A 22,649-nucleotide genomic window follows, 5' to 3' on the forward strand; every position below is an offset into this window, starting at 1 on the left:
GCCTCCCGGCGGCGCCCGGCGCCGCCCGGGCACGGGGGCGTCCGGCGGGTGCGCTGCGCGGACGGCCCTCGTCACCCCTACGGTCCTGCTCCGAAGAATGGCATACCGTCCGGTCGGTCCCCAGAGGCGTGCGGCACTCTTCTCGACCGAGTCCGCATGATCAGCGAGGGCTCAGCGGCTCTCCTGGTCGACCAGGCGGGCCAGCTCCACGCGGGAGCGCACGCCGAGCGCGGCGAAGACGTTGCGCAGGTGGTAGTCGACCGTGCGGGTGCTGACGGCGAGCCGCTGGGCCACCTCCCTGTTGGTGGCACCCTCGGCCACGTGCCGGGCGATGCGCAGTTGCTGGGGTGTCAGCCGCGCCAGGCCGCCGGACCGGTCCGTCGCGGACGCGGCCCCGTTGGCGCGCAGCTCGCCGCGCGTCTGGTCGGCCCAGGCGCCGGCACCGCAGCGTTCGAAGCCGACCAGGGCGGCGCCGAGCCGGGCACGGGCCTCCCGCAGCCGGCGCCGCCGCCGCAGCCACTTGCCGTACAGCAGCTCCGTGCGGGCGCGCTCGAAGTCGCCGCCCGCGTCGTCGTGCAGGGCGACGGCGCGCAGGTAGAGGTCGTCGGCCTCGGCGTCGTCCGCGGCCAGCAGGGCGCGGCAGCGGGCGAGCTGGGCGGGCGCGTGCGGGTCGGCGCCGAAGGCCGCCCACTGGGCGAGGTCCGCGACGACCTCCCGGGCGTCCTCCGGCTGCCCGGCCAGCACCGCGGCCTCCACGAAGCAGGGCACGGCGAGCATCCAGACGGCGAAGTGCCCGCGCCGCGGGCCCGGTCCGACGAGCGGGCCGAGCCGGTCGGCGGCGTCCAGGGGGCGGCCGCGGGCCAGGTCCGCGCGGGCGATGGCCCACTCGGCCAGGGTCGCCGCCTGGGCCAGGCCGTGGCGGCGGGCGGTGCGCAGGGCGGCGGCGGCGTATCCGGAGACGGCGGCGGTGTCGCCCTCGATCGAGGCGGCCAGGGCGAGCATCGCGTGGTGGTTCGCGGCGGTGTTGCGCTGGCCGGCCGCGAGCGCCGCCCGCACACCCTCCTCGGCGTGTCCGCGTGCCTGCGCGTGGCGGCCGGCCCGCAGTTCGCCGTAGGCCAGGTACTCGAGGGCACGCGCCTCGGACGCGGCGCACTCCGCGTTGCGGGCGGCCGCGAGGGCCCGGGCCCCGGCGGCACGGGCGGCGTGGACGTCGCCGAGCAGCAGGGCGGCCGCGGCGGCCCGCAGCAGCCGCTCCGGCCGGCCGTCGGCCCAGGCCCGCTCCAGCACCCGCCGCAACGGCGCGACGGCCTCCCCGGGCCGCCGGGCGAGCAGGGCACGCATCCCGTCCCGGTAGTCCCGGACGACCGGGTCCCGCGGCCACCCGGGACCGGGCCCACCCCCGTCGGACCCGATCCCCGCACCGGCGGACCCGAGCTGAGCGCGGGCAGACCCGAGCCCGACGCCGGCGGACCCGTGCCCTTCACCGACAGGCCCGGATCCCGCACCGACAGGCCCGGATCCCGCACCGGCAGACCCGGATCCCGTACCGGCGGGCCCGAGCCCTTCACCAGCAGACCCGGAACCCGTCCCGGCGGGCCCGAGCCCTTCACCGGCACACCCGGATCCCGTGCCGGCGGGCCCGAGCCCCGTACCGGCGGGTCCGTGCCCGCCGTGGATCGCGGTGCCGGGTCCCGGGGTCCGGGCCGTGGTGGCTCGTGTCAGTGGTGACACGCCGTCCTGGCCTGCGGAGGTCTCCGCGGGGGCGGTGTCCGGGGCGGCAGCGCCGGGGACCGCGTCCGCCGTGTCCGTGCCGTCGAGGGTGGCCAGGCAGGCCAGGACGTCACCCGAGGCCCACGCGGCGTCCGCGGCCGAGAGGCGCGCGGCCTCCGCCGCGTCCGGGGCGTCGGCGGCCAGCAGGGACGCGGCCAGCAGCAGGGACTCACGCGCGTCCCCCACCGGCCCGTCGTACAACTGCCGTCGGCCGCGGGCGAGTTCGGCATGGCCACGAGTCTCGGCGGCCGGGCGGGCGGCATCCCGTCCGACCGTGCCCCCCGCGCGGGGAGCCGTGCGCACCCAGCTTCTGTCTCCCGTCACCCCAAGGAGGTTACTTGCGCGTAAGGAAGACCGGAAGCCTTACGTCCGCGCAACGGGACACGCGCCGCCCCGCCGGCACCTGCGGGTTTGCCGCGGACGGCCCGGTGAACGCCGCAGGACGCCCGGTGCACGGACTGTGCCGCGGCCCAACCACCGGCCGCCGAGGCCGTGCCCCGGCACGCCCGGCACGCCCGCCACGCCGGCCCGGCACCGCCTGCCCCGCACCGCCCGCGAGCGGCACGGCAAGGCACGGCACGGCACGGCACCGGCGGCGGACGCGTCGATCGCGTCCGCCGCCGGTTCCCGTCACGGCCGCGGCTTTGCCGCCCGGGCGAGGGACGGTCAGGAACCGTGCGGGCAGTTGCCCCGGTACTCCTCGATGGTCAGGCTCGGCCGGGGCAGCGGGCACAGGAACTGCTCGTAGCGGGTGTCGTTGTCGATGAACCGCTTGAGCCAGGAAATGCTGTACTTCGCGATCGTCGTGTTCGACGAGTTGGGCGTGAAGTGCGTCGCCGAGTTCAGCTCCAGGTAGGCCCGGTCCAGCGAGGAGGACAGGCTGGAGTAGAAGGGCTCGGCGTGGGAGGAGACCGGTGCGATGGTGTCGCCGTCGGCTCCGAAGATCAGGGTCGGCGTGGTCAGCTCGGGCCAGCTCTTGTCGAGGTTCCACGGCGTCAGCGGGATCGCCGCCTGCAGGGCCGGACGCGACTTGGCCGCCTCCAGGCTGCCGCCGCCGCCCATCGAGTGGCCCATGACGCCGAGGCGGGAGGCGTCGACGCGCCCGCGCACCGAGCTGCGCTGGGTGAGGTAGTCCAGGGCGGCCAGCAGCTGCCGGCCCCGCGAGTCGGGCTGGTCGAGCGTGGTGAGCGTGTCGATGGTGAAGACCACGAAGCCCTGGGAGGCCAGGCGCGGTCCGAGCCAGGCGATGGACGACTCGTAGGCCGTGTAGCCGGGCGAGATGGCCACCGCGCCGAAGGTGCCGTCACTGGTGCTGGTCGGGTAGTAGATGGTGCCGCCGCCGAATCCGGTGACGGACAGCGAGGAGACGGACGTCTGCGACACGGCGTAGGGGCCGCGGCTCGCCTCGATGCTGGACGTGGTGGGAGCCGGGCCGCGCTCGTAGGGGTTGTCGGCGGCGTGGGCGCCCGGGCTGGTCAGGGAGCCCAGGCCGACGACGACGGCGAGCGTCGCGGCGGCAGCGGCCAGTCGCCCGGTCCGGCGCCCGGCGCGGCGTCCGAGGATGCCGCGGGACCCGGTGCGGGGATCGGTGTGGGGGTGGAGGTGCACGACGAGTCGTCCTCTCTGTCGTGGCGGCCGGCCCGTGTCGCGGGCACGCGTGACCTGGGGCGTCTGTCGCGTGCCCGCGGACCGGGCACCGCCGTTGGGCTGGCTGTGCCACTCTCGGGGACCGGGCACCGCGCGCGGACCGGCAATGTCACCGGTCTTGTGCGACCGGCACCCCGCGGGCCCGGGCCGCGACACCTTCGTCCCGATGCCGGTGGGCGAGGTGGCCGGGCCGCGCGCCGGGAGCCGCGCGCGGAGGGCCGGCCAGGCACCGCGTCCAGAACAGGGGCCGTGCCCACGCAGGACAAGCACGCGCCCGACCGGAATAGGACCGTGCAGGCGCACAGCAGAGGTCTTGCGCGGGCGTAACGGAGCCCGCGCACGAGCACGACACAGGCCGCACGCGCCCAACAGAGCCCGCGCACGCGCACGACACAGGCCGCACGCGCACAACGGAGCCCGCGCACGCGCACAGCACAGCCCGTGCACGCGCACAGCACAGCCCGTGCACGCGCAGAGCAGAGTCCGTGCACGGGCGGGCAAGGCCCCCCGCCCCTTCGGACCTAGCGTGGCCGCAGGCGGCCCGGCGGATCCTCGCATCGCGGTGCGGGCCGCCCCGCCGGAGACACCGGCGGGCGGAGAGTCTCAGGAGTTCGTATGTCCCACACCTTCGAGCCGGTCGAGCCGGTTCTGGAGCCGGCCGCGGCGGAGTTCGCCGCGGCGACCGCCAACCCGCCCTACCTGTTCGACCTGGCCCCGGCCGAGGGCCGCAAGGCCGTCGACGAGGTGCAGTCGGGCGACATCGCCAAGCCCGCCGTCGACGAGGAGTGGATCACCGTCTCCGGCGGTCCCACCGGCAGTGTCCGCGCCCGGATCGTCAAGCCCGCCGGGGCCGAGGGCACCCTGCCCGTCGTCCTCTACATCCACGGCGCCGGCTGGGTGTTCGGCAACGCCCACACCCACGACCGGCTGGTCCGCGAACTCGCCGTCGGCGCGCACGCGGCCGTGGTCTTCCCCGAGTACGACCTCTCCCCCGAGGCCCGTTACCCCGTCGCCATCGAGCAGAACTACGCCGTCGCCCAGTGGGTCGTGGCCCAGGGCGCGTCCAAGGAGCTGGACGGTGCGCGGCTGGCCGTGGCCGGCGACTCCGTCGGCGGCAACATGGCCGCGGCCCTGACCCTGATGGCCAAGGAGCGCGGTGACGTCGCGCCGGTGCAGCAGGTGCTGTTCTACCCGGTGACCGACGCGAGCTTCGACACCGGCTCCTACCACCAGTTCGCGACCGGCTACTTCCTGCGCCGCGACGGCATGCAGTGGTTCTGGGACCAGTACACGACCGACGAGGCCGAGCGGGCGCGGATCACCGCGTCGCCCCTGCGGGCCACCACCGAGCAGCTCACCGGCCTGCCCCCGGCCCTGGTCATCACGGCCGAGGCCGATGTGCTGCGCGACGAGGGCGAGGCCTACGCCGCCAAGCTCCGTGAGGCGGGCGTGCCCGTGACGGCCGTGCGCTACCAGGGCGTCATTCACGACTTCGTGATGCTGAACGCCCTGCGCGGCACCCACGCCGCCGACGCGGCGATCCGCCAGGCCTCCGCCGTGCTGCACGCGGCCCTGCACACCCGCTGAACCGGTCCCCGGACCCGATCGTTCCAAGGAGCACCGACATGGTCACCACCCCGACCGCCCTGCTCGTCCACGGCGCCTTCGCGGACGCCGGCAGCTGGTCCGGCGTCATCGCCGAACTGCAGCACCACGGCATCCCCGTGGTGGCACCGCCCAACCCGCTGCGCGGCCTGGCCTCCGACGCCGCCTACATCGCCGCGCAGGCCGCCCAGATCGACGGCCCGGTCGTCCTGGTCGGCCACTCCTACGGCGGTGCCGTCATCTCCGTCGCCGGTACCGCGGAGAACGTCGTGGGCCTGGTCTACGTCGCCGCCTACATACCCGAGCAGGGCGAGAGCCTGGGTGAGCTGCAGGGCCGTTTCCCGCTGTCGCGCCTGGTCGGCAGCCTGCAGGAGAGGACGTACCCCGTCGAGGGCGGCGAGGACGCGGTCGAGGTCACGATCCAGGCCGAGGCCTTCCCGGCGATCTTCGCGGCCGATGTGCCGCCCGCCGTCACCAAGGTCCTGGCGGTGGCCCAGCGCCCGCTGGCGGCCTCGACGTTCACGGAGACGGCGTCGGCCGCGGCGTGGAAGGACAAGCCGTCCTGGGCGCTCGTGGCCGGGGCGGACGAGGCGATCAACCCGGACGTGGAGCGCTTCGGCGCGAAGCGGGCCGGTGCGACGGTGGTCGAGATCGAAGGTGCCTCGCACGCCGTCGCCGTCTCCCGGCCGAAGGACGTGGCCGGCCTGATCCGCGACGCGGTGCGCGCCACCGGCTGAGCCGGCCGCGCCCGAGCGGCGCGAGAATCCCGTCGGCCGCAGCCGCAGCCGCGGTCGGTGCCCCAGCCGGTGCCGTACGCGCCGGGGAACGAGGAAGGCGTGGCTCAGGGGCCCGCGGGGCGTGGCGCGACGCCGTCGAGGACGTTGGCGACCAGGGCGACGACGAAGTCCTCCGTGACCGGCTCGTCGGGGATCAGCAGCCGGTGGTAGACGGCGCCCCAGAGCTGGTCGACGAGGACCTGGACGTCGACGTCGTCGCGGAGCTGTCCCTGCTCACGGGCGCGCAGCAGCCGCTCCCCGGCGAGCCGTCGCCGTCCCGAGGAGTACAGGGAGCGGAAGGCGGTGGCCAGGTCCTCGTCGGTCTGGGACTGGCCGATGAGCTCGGTCAGCACCCGCCCGGCCGGAGTCTCGGTCATGAGGTGGGCGAACGACCGGAGTTGACGCGTGAGGTCGGCGCGGATGTCACCGGTGTCCTCGAAGGCGAGGGTCTCCTCGACGGCGTGGAAGTAGCCGTCCAGGGCGAGGGCTCCCTTGGAGGGCCACCACTTGTACAGGGTCGTCTTGCTGACCCCGGACAGGCGGGCCACCCGCTCGAAGGTCAGGTCGGCGATCCCCTCCTCGAGGAGCACCTCGCCGACCACGCGGAAGACGTCCGCGCGGACCTCGTCGGCCGGGCGGCGCCCGCGCCCGCGGGCCGGGCGCTCGGCGGCGCCCTCGGCCTGCTTCGTCACGTCGTCTCTCCCTCGCTCGTGCCGGGATCGGTCGCCCGTTCCGGGATCGATCGCTCGTTCCGGGGCGATCAGTCTAGGAAGCCGTGCGGTGGCCGCGCGGTCCGGGCTCCGGTTCACGTCGCCGGCCGGGGCTCCGGCCCCGCGACGTGGAGCAGCTCGCCGAAGCCGAGGCGGGTCACGAACCGCTCCTGGGCCCGGCGCAGCACCTCGTTGACCTCCTCCACACCGGCCTGGCTGAAGTCGACGACGGTGCGGAGGGGGCGGGTGCCGGCCGGCAGGGCCAGGACGCGGGCTATCTCGTCGGCGACGGCACGCGGGTGGGCGTCCACGCCGGGCGGGAACAACGCCTCGGTGGCCTCCTCGTTGCGGGCCACCATCGGGTCCAGCGCGGCGTAGGCGCGGGAGCGCTCGGCGTCACCGGCGCGCCCGGCGTTGGGGAAGTGCTCGGTCCCCTGGGTGAACGGGCCGGGCATGACGATGGTCGTCTCGATGCCGAACCGGCCCACCTCGTACGCCGTGACCTGGGCGAGGGCGTCGGCGGCGAACTTCGACGCCACGTAGGGCCCGAGGAAGGGCGGTACGACGACGGAGGTGGTGCTGCCGACGTAGAGCAGGGTGCCGGAGCGGCGTGCGCGCAGGTGGGGCAGGGCCGCGCGGTTGACCCGCTGGATGCCGAGGGTGTTGATGTCCAGCAGGTGCTGGATGTCCTCGGGGGTGAACGCCTCGACGTAGCCGACGTAGAGGTGTCCGGCGTTGTGCACGACCGTGTCGAGGCGGCCTGCCTCCCGCAGGACGGTCGCGACGGCCGCTTCCGCCGAGGCGTCGGACTGGACGTCGAGTTCGACGACCCGGATGTCCTGCTGCTCGCGGCGGCCGAGGTCCATCAGTTCGCGGGCGTGCCCGGCGTTGCGGCCGTGGACGTCGCGCATGCTGGCGTAGACGGTGTGCCCGGCGGCGGCGAGTGCGCGGGCGGTGAGGTTGCCGATGCCGGTTGCGGCGCCGGTGATGAGGACGACGGATGACATGGCTCTTCTCCTTCGGGGTCGGGGTGGGGCTGCCGGGTGGCGCCGGGGTCAGGCCAGGCCGCCGTTGACGTAGAGGATCTGGCCGTTCACCCAGCGGGCGGGTCCGGCGAGGAAGGCGACCGACTCGGCGATGTCGCGCGGCTCGCCCAGCCGCTCCAGCGGCGTGGCCTTGGCGAAGGCGGCGACGGCGGCCTCGTCCTTGCCCTCGAGGAAGAGGGGGGTGGCCACGGGCCCGGGTGCGACGGTGTTGACGGTGATGTCCTTGCCGCGCAGCTCGCGGGCGAGGATCAGCGTGATGCTCTGGGTGGCGGCCTTGCTGGCGACGTACGCCCCGTAGGCGGGCAGCTGCGTGCGGGTGACCGACGTGGACACGTTGATGATCGCGCCGCCGCGGCGTACCCGGCGGGCGGCCTGCTGGGCGACGACGAAGGTGCCGCGGATGTTGGTGCGGTGCATCCGGTCGAGGTCGTCCAGGTTCAGCTCGGCGATGGGCGCGAGCACCATGATCCCGGCGGTGTTGATCACCACGTCGATCCCGCCGAAGGCCGTCTCGGCGGCGTCGAACGCGGCTTCCATCGCGTGCTCGTCGGCCACGTCGCCGCTGACGGCGACGGCCCGGCCGCCGGAGGCGGTGATCTCCTGGACGAGGGCCTCGGCCTTGGCCCTGTTGCCGGCGTAGTGCACGGCGACGGCGAAGCCGTCGGCGGCGAGCCGCTCGACGACGGCCCTGCCGATGCCGCCGGAGCCGCCGGTGACGAGCGCGACTCGGGGCGAGGCGCCGGAGGTGGTGGGCGTGCTGGTCATGGCTTTCTCCTCCGCGTTAAGTGGACGCTACGTCCATATAAGCATTATATGAACGCGGCGTCCACTTCTGGCGGAGTGATTTTTACGGGCCCCCGGCGAGGCGTGATCGTCAGCTGCCGTGGACACCGACCTCGTGGAGCGAGTAGCCCCACTCGGTGCCGCGCGCGAGCGCCTGCACCCGGACGTAGCGGGCCGGCGCGGGGGTGAAGCGCGCGGTGTCCAGTCCGCCGTCACCCGCCGTCGTGGACCAGGCGGTGCGCCAGGTCGTCCCGTCGGTGGACAGCTCGATCCGGTACGCCTTCGCGTACGCGCGCTCCCAGTCGAGGGTGACGCGCCCGACGGTCCGCGGGGAACCGAGGTCGAGCCGGAACCACTGGTCGTCGCTCCGGTCGCTCGCCCAGCGGGTGCGGCGGTCGCCGTCCACGGCCCGGTGCGGCTGGTAGCTCGTGAACAGGCTCCACTCGGAGGAACTGGCCGACGCGGTGGCGCCGGTGGCGAGATCGGCCGCGGGCTCGTGGCTCTCGGAGGCGCCCCAGGTGTCGAGGTAGGACTCCGCGCCGCGCATCAGGTCGTCCACCACGTCCTGGCCGCCGACCCGGCGGATGTCCTCGATCCAGTCCGGGACCAGGCCGTAGTGGGCGGCCCCGTCGGTGTTCAGGTCCCAGGTGCGCTCGCCCGTGGTCTGCCGGTCGATGACGGAGCCGCCGTCGGCGCTCGTGAAGGGGTAGACGACCTTGTTCGGAGCGTCGGCCCCGCGCGGTGCGGGCCAGCCGCCGACGCCGTTCATGTCGGTGCCGTAGCCGTAGCCCACCCGGTACTTGTCGCGCAGGGCCTTGGTGCGCCTGGCCTCCGCGACGAAGCTCTCGGAGCCGTGCATGTACTGGGCGATGAAACCGCCCAGCCCGTAGACGCGTTCGGTCCACTCCGCGTCCATCCAGCTGTGCGAGGAGAGCACTCCGGGGTAGGAGGCGGCCTCGAAGAGGTCGAGCACCCGGCCGGTGGCCTTGACGCTCATGTGGTCGATCTCCAGCATCATCCCGCGCCGCATCATGCCGCGTACGGCGTACTCGCCGAGGTCGGTCAGCCCCCGGACGTTGCACCGGGCGTCCGCGGCGTAGCCGGGGACCTCGACGCCCGCCGGGAGTTTCGCCTCCGCCCCGGCCGCCGTGGCGTCGCCGATGGGGTTGTCGGCCTGCGGGCCGGTGCACTTCTCCGTCTTCCAGAAGGTGCCGGTCGACAGGAACTGGCCGACGTTGATGGCCGTTCCGAGACTGCCGGAGTCGAAGCGGACCCCGCACAGCGCGTTGTCGAACTTGTGGCACAGGAACATGCTCCGCACGCCCAGCGCGTACAGCTCGTCCAGGCCCTTGTCGATGTCGGCGCGGCTGCACTGCGGCACGTCGAGGATCTGCTTGCAGCCGAACGGCTCGGAGGTCTCGACGCCCAGGACCACGGCCAGCTTGCCCTGCTCGACGACCTCGCGGGCCTGGGAGCTGTCGGTGACGATCCGGAAGAAGCCCTTGCCGGGCCCGCCGTAGAGCCGGTCGATGTAGTCCTGCATGTCGTAGGTCAGCCTGGCCTGGAGCCGGATGGACGTCATCTCGTCGCAGCCGCGGTCCTTGAAGAAGTACACGGAGCAGATCACGCCGTTGGTGACGAGGTCGTTGACCAGCACGCGCTGCCCGCCGCGCCAGGCCCGCTCGACCCAGGCGTAGTAGTTCTGCTGGTGGGTCAGCGAGTCGTGGGCCGGCCAGTCCTTGAAGGTGGGCCAGCCGACCGGATCGTGCTTGCCGTCGCCGCCGCGCGTGATGAAGTCGAAGACCGCGAGCGAGCCGTCCGGGTAGTGCTCGGGACAGTCCTTGAGCGCGTCCGCAACGCCCTGCTCGGAGAACGGCTTTCCGCAGATCAGGCGCCCGCCGAAAGCCTCGTTGGAGAAGATGTGGTCATGTGCGTCGACGAAGCCGCGCACCTCGCCGCGGGCGTCGGTGCCGGTGAACGGCTCCCCCGTGACGCCGATCTGCGAGTCCGGCGCGGGCCGCGCGGTGGGATTCCACCAGTCGGTCCCGGCCGCCGAACTCGGCGTCGGGCCCAGTGCGACGGCCAGCACGAGCAGCAGGAGCGACACGACGGTCACGTTCTTGCGGGTGCGGTACGGGCGTTCGGCTCTGGTCACAGCCCTGTCCCTCGGTCAGCGGGAGGCGCGGCCACGGCGGCGCACAGCACCCTGTGTTTGTCATGACCTCGCCCAAGATGCGACGAGAATCGCCCCTGCCACCGCACGAGTCAATACACCGGAACGCACCGGCTACTGACAGGTAATCACTTCTCACCGCGCGGTTTCCCGCCCGCCCCCGCGTACCGGCCTTCGGGGGAATTGCGGGAGCGTCGCGCGGGCGGACAGGCGTGCGGGGGTACGGGCATGACGTGTCCTCGCCTCCCGAACCGCCCGTTCCGCCGCTCGGACGTCTCGTCGGTGAGGACGCGCGGGTGCCCGCCCTGCTGCGTACCGCGGCCGCCTACGCGTGGCGGCTCATCGCGGTCGGTGTCGTCGTCCGGGTGGCGTTCTCCGTGCTCGGGCAGTTCCACCGGATCGCCGTCGCCGTGTTCCTGGGCCTCGTCATCGCCGCCGTCCTGCGGCCCGTGGCCGGTCTGCTCACCCGGTTCCTGCCCCGCCCGCTCGCCGTCGCCGTCGCGCTCGTCGGCGGCATCGCCCTGGTCCTCGGGGCGCTGGCCCTGGTGGGTGAGACCGTGGCGGACCAGCGCAGCGGCCTGGAGCGTGAGTTCGTCGCCGGGATCGACCGGATCGAACGGCGGCTGGAGGAGCCCCCGTTCCGGCTCCCCGCCGACGCGTTCGCCGACCTGCAGTCCCGGATCGGCAGGGTGCTGTCCGACCACCGCTCCACCCTGATCAGCACGGCACTGAGCGGCGCGAGCCGGCTGCTGGAGGTGCTGACCGTCCTCGCCCTCGCCGTGTTCTGCGCCGTCTTCTTCACGCACTCGGGCGAGCGGCAGTGGCAGTGGCTGTGCGACCAGTTGCCCACCGGCGCACGGCAGCGTGTCACGGTGGCCGGCCGGGCCGCCTGGCGCACCTTCACCGGCTACACCCACGGCATCCTGCTGGTGGCCGGGACCAACGCCGTCCTGGTGGGCATCGCCCTGTTCGTCCTCGGCGTACCGCTCGCGGTGCCGCTGGCCCTGCTGGAGTTCCTGGCCGCCTTCATCCCGCTGATCGGCTCCCCGATCGCCCTGGCGGTGGCGGCCGTGGTGGCCCTGGCCTCGAAGGGACCCCTCATCGCCCTGGTGGTCGTGGCACTGATCGTGGTGATCGGGCAGATCGAGGGGCACGTGCTGCATCCCCTCGTGATGAGCTGGGCCGTCCGGCTGCACCCGGTGGTGGTCGCCCTCGCGGTCGTCGGCGGGGCGGTCGCGGCCGGTGTGATCGGTGCCGTCGTGGCCGTGCCGCTGGTCGCCGTGGTCTGGTCGGTGTGCCAGGCACTGCGCGAGCCGGGCACCTCACACACCGGCCCGCCCGCCGCCGACTCCCCTCCCCCGGCCGGGGGTTGAGCGTCCCCAGGGTGGCGTGCGACCTCCGTGCCCCGCCCACCGACATGACGCACACCCGGCTGCTCTAGGCTCGTGGCCGACATGCTCCTCAGGAGGACCGTTGTACGACGATGAGCGGGCCGACCGCCCCGGAAGCCACGGAGAACACCGGATCCAGCGGGAGCTGGGCACCACCGACCGTGCCGACCGGTTCTACGACCAACAGGTGCTGGACCGGCTCAACCCGCGGATGCAGCAGTTCGTGGCCCGCCAGGAGATGTTCTTCCTCGCCACCGCGGACGGCAACGGAGAGTGCGACAACACCTTCCGGGCCGGCCCGGCCGGTTTTCTCCACGTCCTCGACGACACCACCCTGGCCTACCCCGAGTACCGGGGGAACGGCGTCATGGCCTCCCTCGGCAACATCCGGGAGAACCCGCACGTGGGCCTGCTGATGATCGACTTCGCCACGGACCGGATCGGTCTGCACGTCAACGGCCGGGCCGAACTCGTCCCCGACGAGGTCATGCGCCGCAGGCACCCCGGCCGTCTCGCCGTCGACCCCGTGCCCGGGCGCCGCCCCCAGGTCTGGGTCCGGGTGGAGGTCGAGGAGGCGTACCTCCACTGCTCGAAACACATACCCCGGCTCGTCCCGGCCCAGCGGCGGCGCAGCACCGGCGAGGAGCGGGCCTGGGGCACGGACGACGTCCGGCGCAAGGGCGGCGACTACTTCGGGGCGGCGGAGCAGGCCGCGGAGCGAGCCGCACAGCGGCTCACCGGTCGGACTCCGGGTGCTCCACGTCCGTGAACTCCACCGGCAGCCCCCGGGCGCGGCGGGCCGCGGTCCCGGAAACGGAGCACCGCCCGTAGGACACATCGCCGGACGACGGTCGCCGACGCCTGACAGGCCCTAGCGGCGAACCACCCGCACCGGCCGGGCCGCGCGGCTGGCGTCCCGGATGCAGGACAGGACGACCACGAAGGGCCAGACCGACTGCACGGTCGTCACCGCGCGCTCCGCCACCCCGGCCGCCCCGCGCTGGTGCAGCTCGATGAGGAACCACGCCGCGCCGAGCGCCATCACGCCGGTCGCCCCGAGGGAGGGCCCAGGGCGGAGGCCCCAGGGGACGCCGTCGCCGGGGCGGGCGGCCAGGACGGGCCAGGCCGCGAGGACGGTGAAGCCCACGGCGGCCACCGAGCCGTGGCTGAGGGAGCCCCCGCTGCTGGGAGCGGGGACCACGGCCACCGCCAGCGCCGACACTCCCCCGGCCGCGAGCGCCGCACGGCCGGGGGTCGCCGCCGGGCGCAGTCCCCAGGCGGTGAGCAGATGGCAGACGCCGAGGACGACGAACGCGGCCGTCATCACCCAGGAGCCCGAGGCTCCGGGCGCCGCCAGCACGCTGATGGTCTGGGCGGCCGGATCGTACGGGGAACCCTGGAGCGACGCCGCCACCAGCCAGCCCAGGATCAGGGCGACCGGGGCGCACCCCGACGACAGAAGGACCCATTTCGGAACAGACCACTCAGATGGCACCAGGACACCGTAAAGCGGCGTCGACGTGTTCTCGTGGGACGGCCACGCCCCGCGTGGCGTAGTCGCGGGGTCCGCGACGCCGCTGGGGGCGCAGGATGGAAGCGTGCGGCCGCTGCCGGCCGCCCCGGCACCGTCGCGTGAGAGGTGATCGGTCATGGAGCTCACGCTGGTGGTGCTGATCATCGTCGTGGGACTGACGTTCGACTTCACCAACGGCTTCCACGACGCCGCGAACGCGATCGCCACCTCGATCTCTACCCGGGCCCTGACGCCGCGGGTGGCGCTGGCGATGGCCGCGGTGATGAACTTCCTCGGCGCCTTCCTGGGCACGGAGGTCGCCCAGACCGTGGGCAAGGGCATCATCGGGGCGCCCGAGGACGTCTCGGGTCTGCTGCTCGTCCTGTGTGCGCTGCTCGGCGCCATCGGCTGGAACGTCTTCACCTGGTGGCGGGGGCTGCCCACGTCGTCCTCGCACGCCCTGATCGGCGGGCTGGTCGGCGCCGCGCTGGCCGCCTCGGCGACGGTGCACTGGTCGGGCATCCTGGACAAGGTCGTCCTGCCGATGCTGCTGTCCCCGCTGGTCGGGGTGGCGCTCGGGTATCTGCTCCACACCGCCGTCCTGTGGGTCTTCCGCCGGGCGGCGCCCCGGCGCACCGTGCGGCGCTTCCGGATGGCGCAGACCGTCTCGGCCGCCGCGATGGGGCTGGGGCACGGGCTGCAGGACGCGCAGAAGACCATGGGCGTCATCGTGCTGGCCCTGGTCACGGCGGGCCGGCAGGACGACTTCTCCGTGCCGGTGTGGGTGATCGTCGCTGTGGCGCTCGCCATGGCGGCCGGTACGTACAGCGGCGGCCGGCGCATCATCACCACCCTGGGGCGGCGGATCGTGCACCTCGACCCGCCACGCGGTTTCGCCGCGGAGACCGCCGCGGCGGCCGTTCTCTACACCACGGCGTTCCTGGTGAAGGCGCCGATCTCCACGACGCAGACGATCACCGCGGCCATCCTCGGTGCCGGTGCCACCCGGCGGGCCTCGGCCGTACGCTGGCAGGTGGCCCGTTCCATCGGCACCGCCTGGGTGCTCACCTTCCCCGGCGCCGGGATTCCCGCCGCCGCGCTCTATCTCTTCCTGCACGCCGTCACCGGTGTGTGATGCCGGCCGGAGGCCGTCATGAGCCCTTCCCCCGTTCCCCCTTCGGCCGCGCCGTCGGGTGGCGCAGTGCCCGGCGGCCTCCCGCGGCCCGGCCGCTTCGCCCATCTGCATCCGGACGACGGGGCCTGTCTGATGGAGGCCGCCGCGCTGCTGGCCGGTGACCGCTTCGGCGACAGCCCGGCCGGTACGCATCCGGCGCTGGCGGAGCTGGCCCGCGCGGTCAACGACAGCGTGGGTGACTCCGCCCGGCTCGACCTGTGGCCGCTGGCCGCCGAGCTCGCCTCCGCCCGGCCCGCCGAGCGGGCGTACGCGCCGTTGCTGGTCGGCATGGCGCTGGAGGCGGCCCGGCGGGTCCGCCCCGGCTCCCGGCTCCTGTCACGGCACGGTCGCGCGTGCCGCCGCAGAGCGCGGCGGCTGGGCTCCTCCCGCGCGGCCGGTCCGGTGGCCCGCCTCGCCGATCTGCTGTGGTGGCGCGGCCCGGGGAGCCGGCGTCTCGACCGCGCCGTGCGGGTGCTGAGTGCCGCGTCCGACGCCGACCGGCGACTGTCCGCGCTGTTGCGGCAGGCGGTGGCCGGGGCTCGCGAGTCGTCCACGGACCTCCGTGCTGAGTATCATCCTATGAACGTAAATTGAGTGATTTGCCTTCGAGGGGCGTCACCGACCGTGGCCCTCCTCGCCGGAGTACACCATGTCCCGCACCGGCACGACGGACGACGGCGACGAGCTGCTGGCCCGGCTCGGCGCCCTGACCGCCCAGGCCCGTGCGCAGGCCGAGATGCAGCGGTCCCGCGTGGAACTGGCCCTCGCCCTGCAGCGCGGCATGCTCCCCCGCGACCTGCCCTCCGCGCGGCGGCTGCACCTGGCCGTGCGGTACACCCCCGCGTGCCAGGGACTGAACGTGGGCGGCGACTGGTACGACGCCTTCACCCTCGGCGACGGCCGGATCGGCCTGTCCATCGGCGATGTGCAGGGGCACAACATCGAGGCCGCCGCGTTCATGGGGCAGGTGCGGGCAGGGCTGCGGGCGCTGGCCTCGGTCAGCAGCGAGCCGGGCGAGGTCCTGGCCCGCACCAACGACCTGCTGCTCGCGCTCAACTCCGACCTCTTCGCGACCTGCACCTTCATGCGGCTCGACCCCCGTGCGGGCGTGCTGGAGAGCGCGCGGGCGGGGCACCTGCCGTGCGTCTGGGCCACGGCCGACGGCAAGTCCGGTGTCACCGACGACGAGGGCGGCCCCCCGCTCGGGGTCCTGCCGGGCATGCCCTACCCGGTGACCCGGTACGAGCTCACCACGGGCGGGGTGTTCGTGCTGCTGACGGACGGTGTCGTGGAGGGGCCGTCGATGCGGGTGGACGAAGGGCTGGACCAGGTGACGCGGCTCGCGGGCATCGCGGCGGTCGCGGGCATGGACGTGGACGCGCTGGCCGCCGCCGTGATCAAGGGCGCGGAGCGGGTGGGGCACGACGACGATGCCGCCGTGCTGGTCGTCGGGCTGGACGGGCCGGAGGCGGTGCGCCGCTCCCCCGGGGCGAGCGAGCGGGCGGGGGCTGCTCAGCCATAGGGCCGCACCGCCCGGCTCCCGCCTCGCCGTCCCGGCGGCCCCGGTGTCTCATGGCTGCTGTGGTGGCTAGCCAGGATCTGCGCAAGCCGGTCGTCCTCGCTCTGCAGACGTCGGCCGTCGCCGTCTGCTACTACGCGTCGGGGCAGCTGGGCCTGTTGCGGGAGCTGGTCGTCGAGGGCGCGGTCGTCACTCCGGTCTGGCCTCCCACCGGGGTCTCGGTCGCCTGTCTGCTCCTGTTCGGGCTGCGCTGCTGGCCGGGCATCGCCCTGGGCGCCCTGTTCGTCATCATGTCCCTGACCTCCCTGTCGCCGTCGGCGCTGGGCGTCCTGGCCGGCAACACGGCCGCGCCCGTCGCCGGGTACCTGCTGCTGCGCCGGGCGGGCTTCCGCACCGATCTCGCCCGGCTGCGGGACGGTCTGGCCCTGGTGTTCCTGGGCGCGTTCACGGCCATGCTGATCAGCTCGACCGTGGGCGCCGGTCTACTGGTCCTCACGGGCCGGCTGGAGGGGTCGGGCTTCTGGGTCGTGTGGCTCGCGTGGTGGGTGGGCGACGCCATGGGCGTGCTGATCGTCACGCCGGTGGTGCTGCTGCTGGTGCGGATCCGGCCGCCGCTGCGCCTGACGCGATGGCGGGAGGCCGCGGGCCTCGCGGTGATCGTCTGCTGCGTCGTGCCGCTGGCCACGCACAGCCGGCTGAGCCTGCTGTACCTCGTCTATCCCCTGGTGATCTGGGCGGCTCTCCGCTTCCAGCTGGCGGGCGGCATGGTGTGCGCCCTGTTCGCCTCGGTCATGGCCACGGTGTCGGCGACCGACCGGGTGGGGCCGTTCGAGCGGCTCACCCGCGTGGAGGTGCTGATGAAGCTGCAGGCCTTCAACGGGGCGATGGCCCTGACGGCCCTGATCCTGTCGGCCGTGATCACCGAGCAGATCAACACCCGGCGCTCGGTGGAGCGCGCGTGCCAGGAACTCGTGGAGGTCCTGGAGCACCTCACCGCGGGCGAGGCGGCGGACGGCCGGGCCCCGCCGGAGCAGGAGGGTTCCGGGCGGCGGTGGGACGACTGAGGCGCCCGGACCGCGCGGGAGCCGCCGGACCGCCCGGCCGTAGGGTGGGCGCATGACCGAGGTGGAGGTGGTGGAGCTGCTGGTGTCGCCCGCGCACCGGCTGGCCGGGCGGCCCGCGGACGGGCCCGCTCCCGGGCCGGACGACGAGCGCGTCCCCCGGGTAGAGGTGCGCGACGGTCTCGGCCTGGTCGGCGACCGCTACTACGCGCGGCCCGCGCACCGGAACGCCGCGGTGACCATCATGGCCGCGGAGAACCTCCCGGCGGGTGCCGACCTCCGGCACACCCGCCGCAACGTCCTGCTCCGGGGCGTCGACATCGACGCGTACCTCGGCGCGACGGTCTCCCTCGACTGCGGCACCGGGCCGGTGCTGTTCGCGGTGCGGCGCCCGGCCCGGCCCTGCGCCTGGATGGACGTCACCATCGGCCCCGGCGCGCAGCGCGCCCTGCGCGGCCGGGGCGGGGTGCGGTGCACTCCCCTGAGCGACGGCCTGCTCGCGGTCGGCCCGGCCGCGTTCCGGGTCGTGGCCGCGCCCGGCGCAGCGCCCTGAGGACCGGGCCGGTCAGCCGGCCCCGGGAGCCGTGCGGATGGCGGCGATGTCGAACTGCAGGCGCACCTTCTCGCTCACCATCGCACCGCCCTCGGCGAGCCTGCTGTTGTACGTCAGGCCCCAGTCCGAGCGGTTGATGGTCGTGGTGCCGTCGAACCCGACCCGCTCGTAGCCGAACGGGTCGGTGACATGCCCGATGTAGGTCATCTCGAGCACGACGGGCCGGGTGATTCCCTTGATGGTGAGGTCGCCCGCCATGCGATAGAGATCCGGTCCCGCCTGTCGCACACCGGTGCTCGTGAAACGCATCCGCGGATAGGTCGCGACGTCGAGGAAGTCACGCCCCACCAGATGCGCGTCGCGCTGTTCCACGCCGGTGTCGACGCTGGCGGTGAACAGCGTGATGTCGGCCCGCGAGCGGGCCGGGTCGTGGGCGTCGAAGTAGAGCCGGCTCTCGTACTCCAGGAAACAACCGCGCACGGTGGTGACCATCGCGTGCCGGACGGAGAAGCCGATCCTGCTGTGCGCGGGGTCGACGACCCATTCACCGGTCAGATTCGCCAGGCCCGGATCGGGCAGGCCGGGGGTGGGGGAAGCCGGTGCGCCGGCAGGGCGCTGTGGGGGGACGGCGGGCGCCTGCCGCCGGGACGGCACGACGCGGGTGAACAGGTTCATGATTCATCTAGGTACTTGAGTTTGGTTATCGCCGCAAGCCCCCTTCCGCTCTGCCGGTGGTGAAGACGAACCTCCGGCCCATTTCGCCGCCGCTGCACACAGAATCCACACACGAAATTCGCGGCGCACCACCTGAATACCCATGCGAAACACCGGGCTTTTCATTTCGGTCATGTCGGGGAATGTGCGGGCGTCTCCTCGATCGCGAGGTCGTTGTCGACGGTGTAGTAGGGGCGAAGGACGAAATCCCCGGCGCCGAGCGCGGGAAAGACGTGGACGTGCTTGCGGTCGGCCACGTCGTCGAGAAGACGGCCGATCCTGACCGGTGGCGCATCAGCGGCCGGCCGGACGAAAACGTCCCAGACACGGCCGGTGTGCGGTGCCGTCCCCGCCAGGTCGGCGGCGCCGACCGTGAAGGAGAAACCGCGTCCGTCGCCGTCGATCCGGGGGCGCACCTCGTGCACGGTGCCGGTGCCCCGCAGGCGCAGCCGTACCGTGGCGGTCTCGTGGAGGCCGGCGCCGTGCAGCCGGGCGGCGACGGTGATCGCCCGGTCCGCGAGATCGAGGGCGCGGACCTCGGCGTGGGCGGTGCGCAGCCAGGTCCGCAGGGCGAGGAAGCCGTCCTTGGTCACGTACGGGACCCGGACGGCGACCGGCGAGGTGCGGTCGCGCAGGTGCCCGTCGACGAGGGCGCGCAGGTCCCGCAGGCCGGGGCGCAGCCGCTGCCGGGCGGCGTCCGGTTCCGGCAGCAGGTACAGGTCCCAGCGGCCCTCCTCCAGCGCCGGGTGCGGTTCCAGCACGGCGTGCGGACGGCCGTCGGCCGCGCCGGGTTCCAGGTCGAGGTGGTGCAGGGTCTGCTCGGGGGCGCCCTTCCCGGGACGAAGGCGCAGCAGCAGCCGGGGGCGGGGGGCGGCCGGGAGCGCGGGGAGCCGGAAGGTGATCCGGCCGTCCGGGTCGATCGCGCAGTCGGTGCGCGGGGTGGTGTCCTGGCGGGTGCTCATCGTCGGCCCTTCCGTAGCGCGCGCAGGGCGCCGGCGGCAGCGGTGTGGGCCGTGTCGCGGGCGGCGTGGACCCGTCCGGCCAGCGGGCCGGCGGTGGTGTCGGGAGCGGGCCGGCCCGTGGTGCGCGCCGCGATCGCCTCGTCGAGGATGCGCTCGGCCTGGGCAACGACCGGGCCCGGAGCGAAACGGTGTGCGTTCCGCAGGGCGGCGGCGCCCATGCCGCGGCGCAGTGCGTCGTCGCCGACGAGGTGCAGCAGGGCGGCGGCGAGGGCGTCCCGGTCCCCGACCGGGACCAGCCGGCCGTCGGTGCCGTCCTGGATGATCTCGCCGGGGCCGTAGGGGCAGTCGGTGCTCACGACGGGCAGGCCGCAGCGCATCGCCTCGACGATCGTCATGCCGAACGGCTCGAAGTTCGACGCGGCGGCGCCGATGGAGGCCTTGACCCACTCGGCCTCCATGGGCGTGGCGGCGCCCATCAGGAACACGTGGTTCCACAGGCCGAGCCGCTCGATGAGCGCGCGCAGCGCGGGCTGCTCCTCGCCCTTGCCGTAGATGCGCAGCTGCCAGTCGGGGTGCACGGCCGCGACCTGGGCGAAGGCCTCGATCAGCAGGTCGTAGCGCTTGACGCGGACCAGGCGTCCGGCGGCGACGACGACCTTCGCGGTGCCGTCGGCGGGCGGCAGCACCGGGTCGGGGACGCTGTTCGGCAGGGCCTCGACGTGGACGCCGGGCAGCCGCATCGTGCGCCGGTAGGCGGTGGCGTCCGCTTCCGTGACGGTGGTGATCACGTCGAGGTGGCGGTAGGCGCGGCGCAGGGCGGTGCGCAGCCGTGGCGAGTGGTTGCCGAGGGTGAGGTGCTCCTGGCCGACGCGTACGACGTGGCGCGGGGCCTGGCGGGCGATGTGCACGTTGAGGCCGGGGCGGGTGCCGATGACGACGTCGGCGTCCAGGGCCGCCAGGTGCTCGCCGATGCGCTGGTCGGTCAGCTCGCTGTACTGGTGGTGGCGGTACTCGGCGGCCGGGAAGATCTTCGCCGGTCTGCCGTGCAGGGGGTGGTCCGCCTCCTTGCGCAGGTCCACCAGCGCCCGCAGCCGCACCCGCGGGTCCGGGGTGAGATTGGGGTGCTCCCGGTGGCGTAAGACCGAGACGATCTCGACGTCGTGCCGTTCGGCGAGCGCTCCGGCCAGGTTGAACGTGGTGGTGATCGTGCCTCCGATTCCGTAGGCGTTGTGAATCAGGAAAGAGATCTTCATGGTGGCGTAGACGGCGGCAACAGCCGGACAGTTGTTCCCCGTTACCACTCTGTGGCCCCGTGCGGCGGCCGACCCGGACCGGACGATTCCGTAATGATCTCGGACATAAGTGGTCTGGGCCATAGTGCTCGGCTGCCGGAGTGTGCGTAGCTTGATCTGTTTGCCCGCAGCAATGTCGCGTCCCGGGTGCACCGTCCTCGTCGATTCACCAGGAGAGCCATGCGCCCCCGAATAACCTCACGCCGCAAGTCCCTGCCGCCCCTCGTCCTGGCCGGCGGCGCGCTGGCCGTGGGCGTGGGCGGCCTGTACCTCGCCGGTTGGCTGCTGACGGGCGGGGAGATCGACGCCGGGACGACCGTGCGCGGCGTGGACATCGGGGGGCTGAGCCGTGCGGAGGCCGTGCGGACGCTGGAGCGGCGGCTGGACGCGTCCGCGACACGGGCGCTCCCGGTGAAGGTCGGCGACCGGACGGGCACGGTCGACCCGCGGCGCGCCGGACTCTCGTACGACATCGGGGCGACCGTGGACCGCGCCACCCGCACGGGCTCCGATCCGCTCAGCGTGTTCGGCGGACTGTTCCGCTCCGGTGGCGCCGTCGAGCCGGTGGTGCGCGTCGACGAGGACCGGGCCCGGTCCGCCCTCGGGCGGCTGGGGCTGGACCGTGAGGTCCGTGACGGTGCCGTCGGCTTCGACGGCGGACGCGTGGAGCAGGTCGCGCCGCGCACCGGCTACAGCCTGGACGTGCCGGCCGCGGTCGATCCGCTGCGCGCCGCGTTCCTGCGCGCAGACGCCGCCGCGGTGACGTCCCTGCCGGTGCGCGAGACCCGGCCGAAGGTTTCGGCCGAGGAGGTGCGGCGCGCGGTGCGGACGTTCGCACAGCCGGCCGTCTCGGCACCCGTCACCCTCACCGCGGCCGGCCGGCGGATCACGGTCGATCCCGAGGTCCTCGGCGCGCACCTGTCCCTGCGGCCGGACGAGGACGGCACGCTGGAACCGCGGCTGGACGCCGAGGGCCTGCGCCGGGACCGGGCGGTGGCCGGACCGCTGGACGAGGTCACCACCACCGCGCGGAACGCCGTGCTGCGGCCGGACGGCGAGAAGGTGGCCGTCGCCGAGGACGCCGTGCCCGGCCGGGAGATCACCGGCAAGGCGCTCGGCAAGGCGGTGCTGCCCCTGCTCACCCGGGCGGGCACGGCCCGCACCGGCCCGGTCGACGTACGCACGACCCAGCCGGCGATCACCCGCGAGAACGCCGCGCGACTGGGGCTGACCGAGACGATGTCCTCCTTCACGGTGCACTTCGAACCGGCCGCGTACCGCACGAAGAACATCGGCCGGGCGGTGGAGCTCATCAACGGCTCCCTCGTGCGCCCGGACGAGACGTGGAGCTTCAACCGGACCGTCGGCGAGCGCACCGAGGCGAACGGTTTCGTCGAGGGCGTCATCATCCTCGACGACCAGTTCACGAAGGCGTCCGGCGGCGGGGTCTCCGCCGTGGCGACGACCGTGTACAACGCGCTGTTCTTCGCCGGGGTCGAGCCCGTCGAGCACGGCGCGCACTCCTTCTACATCGAGCGCTATCCGGAGGGCCGTGAGGCCACGGTCGCCTGGGGCAGCCTGGACCTGCGCTTCCGCAACGACTCCGGCAAGGCGATCTACATCCGGGCGGAGTCCACGGACACCTCCGTGACCGTCTCCTTCCTCGGCACCCGGAAGTACGACGAGATCAAGTCGGTCAAGGGCCCGCGCACCGGGGTGAAGGAGCCGGCCAAGAAGGTGAGCGACGCCGAGGAGTGCGTCCCCCAGACCCCGCTGGAGGGGTTCGACGTCACGGTGGAGCGCGTGTTCTACGACGACGGCCGGGAAGTGCGCCGTGAGCCCTACCGCACCCACTACACACCGCGGGACGAGATCGTCTGCGAGTGATCGCCCCGCCGGTCACCCCGCCCTGCAATTCTCCTTTCTGCCCGAGCCGTTGACCCGCCCCGGGGGCGCCAGC

20 protein-coding genes are annotated in these 22,649 nt (G+C 73.8%); 10 read left to right on the forward strand and 10 right to left on the reverse strand.

Going from position 1 to position 22,649, the window contains the following annotated elements; translation table 11 throughout:
• Nucleotides 1-171: 171 nt before the first annotated feature.
• Nucleotides 172-1,341 carry a LuxR C-terminal-related transcriptional regulator gene (locus ACIGAN_RS05665; RefSeq protein WP_399855131.1) on the reverse strand — a complete coding sequence of 390 codons (1,170 nt, stop codon included), beginning with the start codon at nucleotides 1,339-1,341 and terminating at the stop codon, nucleotides 172-174.
• Between the two features lie 1,095 nt (nucleotides 1,342-2,436).
• Nucleotides 2,437-3,378 (reverse strand): bis(hydroxyethyl) terephthalate hydrolase, encoded by a 942-nt coding sequence (locus ACIGAN_RS05670; RefSeq protein ID WP_399855132.1) that lies wholly within the window; start codon nucleotides 3,376-3,378, stop codon nucleotides 2,437-2,439.
• A gap of 654 nt (nucleotides 3,379-4,032) precedes the next feature.
• Between ACIGAN_RS05670 and ACIGAN_RS05675 the strand changes: the two genes are divergently transcribed.
• A complete protein-coding gene (locus ACIGAN_RS05675; RefSeq protein WP_365097995.1) occupies nucleotides 4,033-5,004 on the forward strand; it encodes an alpha/beta hydrolase in 972 nt (323 codons plus the stop codon).
• Nucleotides 5,005-5,042: 38 nt separating this feature from the next.
• Complete coding sequence (locus tag ACIGAN_RS05680; RefSeq protein ID WP_399855134.1) at nucleotides 5,043-5,759, forward strand: alpha/beta fold hydrolase; 717 nt, start codon at nucleotides 5,043-5,045, stop codon at nucleotides 5,757-5,759.
• Nucleotides 5,760-5,863: 104 nt separating this feature from the next.
• Here ACIGAN_RS05680 and ACIGAN_RS05685 read toward each other — a convergent pair whose 3' ends face one another.
• The 4 genes from ACIGAN_RS05685 to ACIGAN_RS05700 all read right to left on the reverse strand — a co-directional run bounded on the left by ACIGAN_RS05685 (nucleotide 5,864) and on the right by ACIGAN_RS05700 (nucleotide 10,492).
• Nucleotides 5,864-6,490 (reverse strand): TetR/AcrR family transcriptional regulator, encoded by a 627-nt coding sequence (locus ACIGAN_RS05685; protein ID WP_365097991.1) that lies wholly within the window; start codon nucleotides 6,488-6,490, stop codon nucleotides 5,864-5,866.
• A 113-nt stretch (nucleotides 6,491-6,603) separates the two neighbouring features.
• Nucleotides 6,604-7,515 (reverse strand): SDR family oxidoreductase, encoded by a 912-nt coding sequence (locus ACIGAN_RS05690; RefSeq protein ID WP_399855136.1) that lies wholly within the window; start codon nucleotides 7,513-7,515, stop codon nucleotides 6,604-6,606.
• Nucleotides 7,516-7,563: 48 nt separating this feature from the next.
• Nucleotides 7,564-8,319, reverse strand: a complete 756-nt coding sequence (locus ACIGAN_RS05695; protein WP_365744673.1) for an SDR family oxidoreductase — start codon at nucleotides 8,317-8,319, stop codon at nucleotides 7,564-7,566.
• 109 nt (nucleotides 8,320-8,428) lie between these two features.
• Nucleotides 8,429-10,492, reverse strand: coding sequence for a discoidin domain-containing protein (locus ACIGAN_RS05700; protein ID WP_399855139.1), 2,064 nt, complete (start codon nucleotides 10,490-10,492; stop codon nucleotides 8,429-8,431).
• Between the two features lie 251 nt (nucleotides 10,493-10,743).
• Between ACIGAN_RS05700 and ACIGAN_RS05705 the strand changes: the two genes are divergently transcribed.
• Nucleotides 10,744-11,883 carry an AI-2E family transporter gene (locus ACIGAN_RS05705; RefSeq protein WP_399855142.1) on the forward strand — a complete coding sequence of 380 codons (1,140 nt, stop codon included), beginning with the start codon at nucleotides 10,744-10,746 and terminating at the stop codon, nucleotides 11,881-11,883.
• A gap of 100 nt (nucleotides 11,884-11,983) precedes the next feature.
• A complete protein-coding gene (locus ACIGAN_RS05710) occupies nucleotides 11,984-12,670 on the forward strand; it encodes a pyridoxamine 5'-phosphate oxidase family protein (RefSeq protein WP_365744669.1) in 687 nt (228 codons plus the stop codon).
• A 102-nt stretch (nucleotides 12,671-12,772) separates the two neighbouring features.
• Here ACIGAN_RS05710 and ACIGAN_RS05715 read toward each other — a convergent pair whose 3' ends face one another.
• The gene (locus ACIGAN_RS05715; protein WP_399855145.1) at nucleotides 12,773-13,396 is read right to left on the reverse strand and encodes a DUF998 domain-containing protein; all 624 of its coding nucleotides are present in this window, start codon (nucleotides 13,394-13,396) and stop codon (nucleotides 12,773-12,775) included.
• A gap of 154 nt (nucleotides 13,397-13,550) precedes the next feature.
• On the opposite strand from ACIGAN_RS05715, the gene ACIGAN_RS05720 reads away from it, so the two are divergent.
• The 5 genes from ACIGAN_RS05720 to ACIGAN_RS05740 all read left to right on the forward strand — a co-directional run bounded on the left by ACIGAN_RS05720 (nucleotide 13,551) and on the right by ACIGAN_RS05740 (nucleotide 17,721).
• Nucleotides 13,551-14,549, forward strand: a complete 999-nt coding sequence (locus tag ACIGAN_RS05720; protein ID WP_365097980.1) for an inorganic phosphate transporter — start codon at nucleotides 13,551-13,553, stop codon at nucleotides 14,547-14,549.
• A 66-nt stretch (nucleotides 14,550-14,615) separates the two neighbouring features.
• Nucleotides 14,616-15,182: a hypothetical protein gene (locus ACIGAN_RS05725; protein WP_399855147.1), complete on the forward strand. Its 567-nt coding sequence runs from the start codon at nucleotides 14,616-14,618 to the stop codon at nucleotides 15,180-15,182.
• A gap of 55 nt (nucleotides 15,183-15,237) precedes the next feature.
• Nucleotides 15,238-16,110 (forward strand): PP2C family protein-serine/threonine phosphatase, encoded by an 873-nt coding sequence (locus tag ACIGAN_RS05730; RefSeq protein ID WP_399855149.1) that lies wholly within the window; start codon nucleotides 15,238-15,240, stop codon nucleotides 16,108-16,110.
• 50 nt (nucleotides 16,111-16,160) lie between these two features.
• The gene (locus ACIGAN_RS05735) at nucleotides 16,161-17,171 is read left to right on the forward strand and encodes an MASE1 domain-containing protein (protein ID WP_365744660.1); all 1,011 of its coding nucleotides are present in this window, start codon (nucleotides 16,161-16,163) and stop codon (nucleotides 17,169-17,171) included.
• A 52-nt stretch (nucleotides 17,172-17,223) separates the two neighbouring features.
• Nucleotides 17,224-17,721: a molybdenum cofactor biosysynthesis protein gene (locus tag ACIGAN_RS05740; protein ID WP_399855152.1), complete on the forward strand. Its 498-nt coding sequence runs from the start codon at nucleotides 17,224-17,226 to the stop codon at nucleotides 17,719-17,721.
• Between the two features lie 12 nt (nucleotides 17,722-17,733).
• Here the strand turns inward: ACIGAN_RS05740 and ACIGAN_RS05745 are convergent, their stop codons facing one another.
• The 3 genes from ACIGAN_RS05745 to ACIGAN_RS05755 all read right to left on the reverse strand — a co-directional run bounded on the left by ACIGAN_RS05745 (nucleotide 17,734) and on the right by ACIGAN_RS05755 (nucleotide 20,650).
• Nucleotides 17,734-18,396 carry a YceI family protein gene (locus tag ACIGAN_RS05745; protein WP_399855154.1) on the reverse strand — a complete coding sequence of 221 codons (663 nt, stop codon included), beginning with the start codon at nucleotides 18,394-18,396 and terminating at the stop codon, nucleotides 17,734-17,736.
• 170 nt (nucleotides 18,397-18,566) lie between these two features.
• Nucleotides 18,567-19,397, reverse strand: a complete 831-nt coding sequence (locus tag ACIGAN_RS05750; protein ID WP_399855156.1) for a transferase — start codon at nucleotides 19,395-19,397, stop codon at nucleotides 18,567-18,569.
• Complete coding sequence (locus ACIGAN_RS05755; RefSeq protein WP_399855159.1) at nucleotides 19,394-20,650, reverse strand: glycosyltransferase family 4 protein; 1,257 nt, start codon at nucleotides 20,648-20,650, stop codon at nucleotides 19,394-19,396. The genes ACIGAN_RS05750 and ACIGAN_RS05755 overlap by 4 nt, the downstream gene beginning before the upstream one ends.
• Before the next feature lie 219 nt (nucleotides 20,651-20,869).
• Here ACIGAN_RS05755 and ACIGAN_RS05760 point away from each other — a divergent pair, with 219 nt between their 5' ends.
• Nucleotides 20,870-22,576: a VanW family protein gene (locus ACIGAN_RS05760; protein WP_399855161.1), complete on the forward strand. Its 1,707-nt coding sequence runs from the start codon at nucleotides 20,870-20,872 to the stop codon at nucleotides 22,574-22,576.
• Nucleotides 22,577-22,649: the final 73 nt, after the last annotated feature.

This window comes from Streptomyces sp. NPDC085931 (assembly GCF_044540565.1).
Lineage (GTDB): Bacteria > Actinomycetota > Actinomycetes > Streptomycetales > Streptomycetaceae > Streptomyces.

Bases quoted from the DNA above. Each gene is read 5' to 3' on its own strand.
- ACIGAN_RS05665 (WP_399855131.1), bottom strand. From the start codon at position 1,341: ATGCGTGCCCTGCTCGCCCGGCGGCCCGGGGAGGCCGTCGCGCCGTTG.
- ACIGAN_RS05675 (WP_365097995.1), top strand. From the start codon at position 4,033: ATGTCCCACACCTTCGAGCCGGTCGAGCCGGTTCTGGAGCCGGCCGCG.
- ACIGAN_RS05680 (WP_399855134.1), top strand. From the start codon at position 5,043: ATGGTCACCACCCCGACCGCCCTGCTCGTCCACGGCGCCTTCGCGGAC.
- ACIGAN_RS05690 (WP_399855136.1), bottom strand. From the start codon at position 7,515: ATGTCATCCGTCGTCCTCATCACCGGCGCCGCAACCGGCATCGGCAAC.
- ACIGAN_RS05695 (WP_365744673.1), bottom strand. From the start codon at position 8,319: ATGACCAGCACGCCCACCACCTCCGGCGCCTCGCCCCGAGTCGCGCTC.
- ACIGAN_RS05720 (WP_365097980.1), top strand. From the start codon at position 13,551: ATGGAGCTCACGCTGGTGGTGCTGATCATCGTCGTGGGACTGACGTTC.
- ACIGAN_RS05730 (WP_399855149.1), top strand. From the start codon at position 15,238: ATGTCCCGCACCGGCACGACGGACGACGGCGACGAGCTGCTGGCCCGG.
- ACIGAN_RS05735 (WP_365744660.1), top strand. From the start codon at position 16,161: ATGGCTGCTGTGGTGGCTAGCCAGGATCTGCGCAAGCCGGTCGTCCTC.
- ACIGAN_RS05740 (WP_399855152.1), top strand. From the start codon at position 17,224: ATGACCGAGGTGGAGGTGGTGGAGCTGCTGGTGTCGCCCGCGCACCGG.
- ACIGAN_RS05745 (WP_399855154.1), bottom strand. From the start codon at position 18,396: ATGAACCTGTTCACCCGCGTCGTGCCGTCCCGGCGGCAGGCGCCCGCC.
- ACIGAN_RS05750 (WP_399855156.1), bottom strand. From the start codon at position 19,397: ATGAGCACCCGCCAGGACACCACCCCGCGCACCGACTGCGCGATCGAC.
- ACIGAN_RS05755 (WP_399855159.1), bottom strand. From the start codon at position 20,650: ATGAAGATCTCTTTCCTGATTCACAACGCCTACGGAATCGGAGGCACG.
- ACIGAN_RS05760 (WP_399855161.1), top strand. From the start codon at position 20,870: ATGCGCCCCCGAATAACCTCACGCCGCAAGTCCCTGCCGCCCCTCGTC.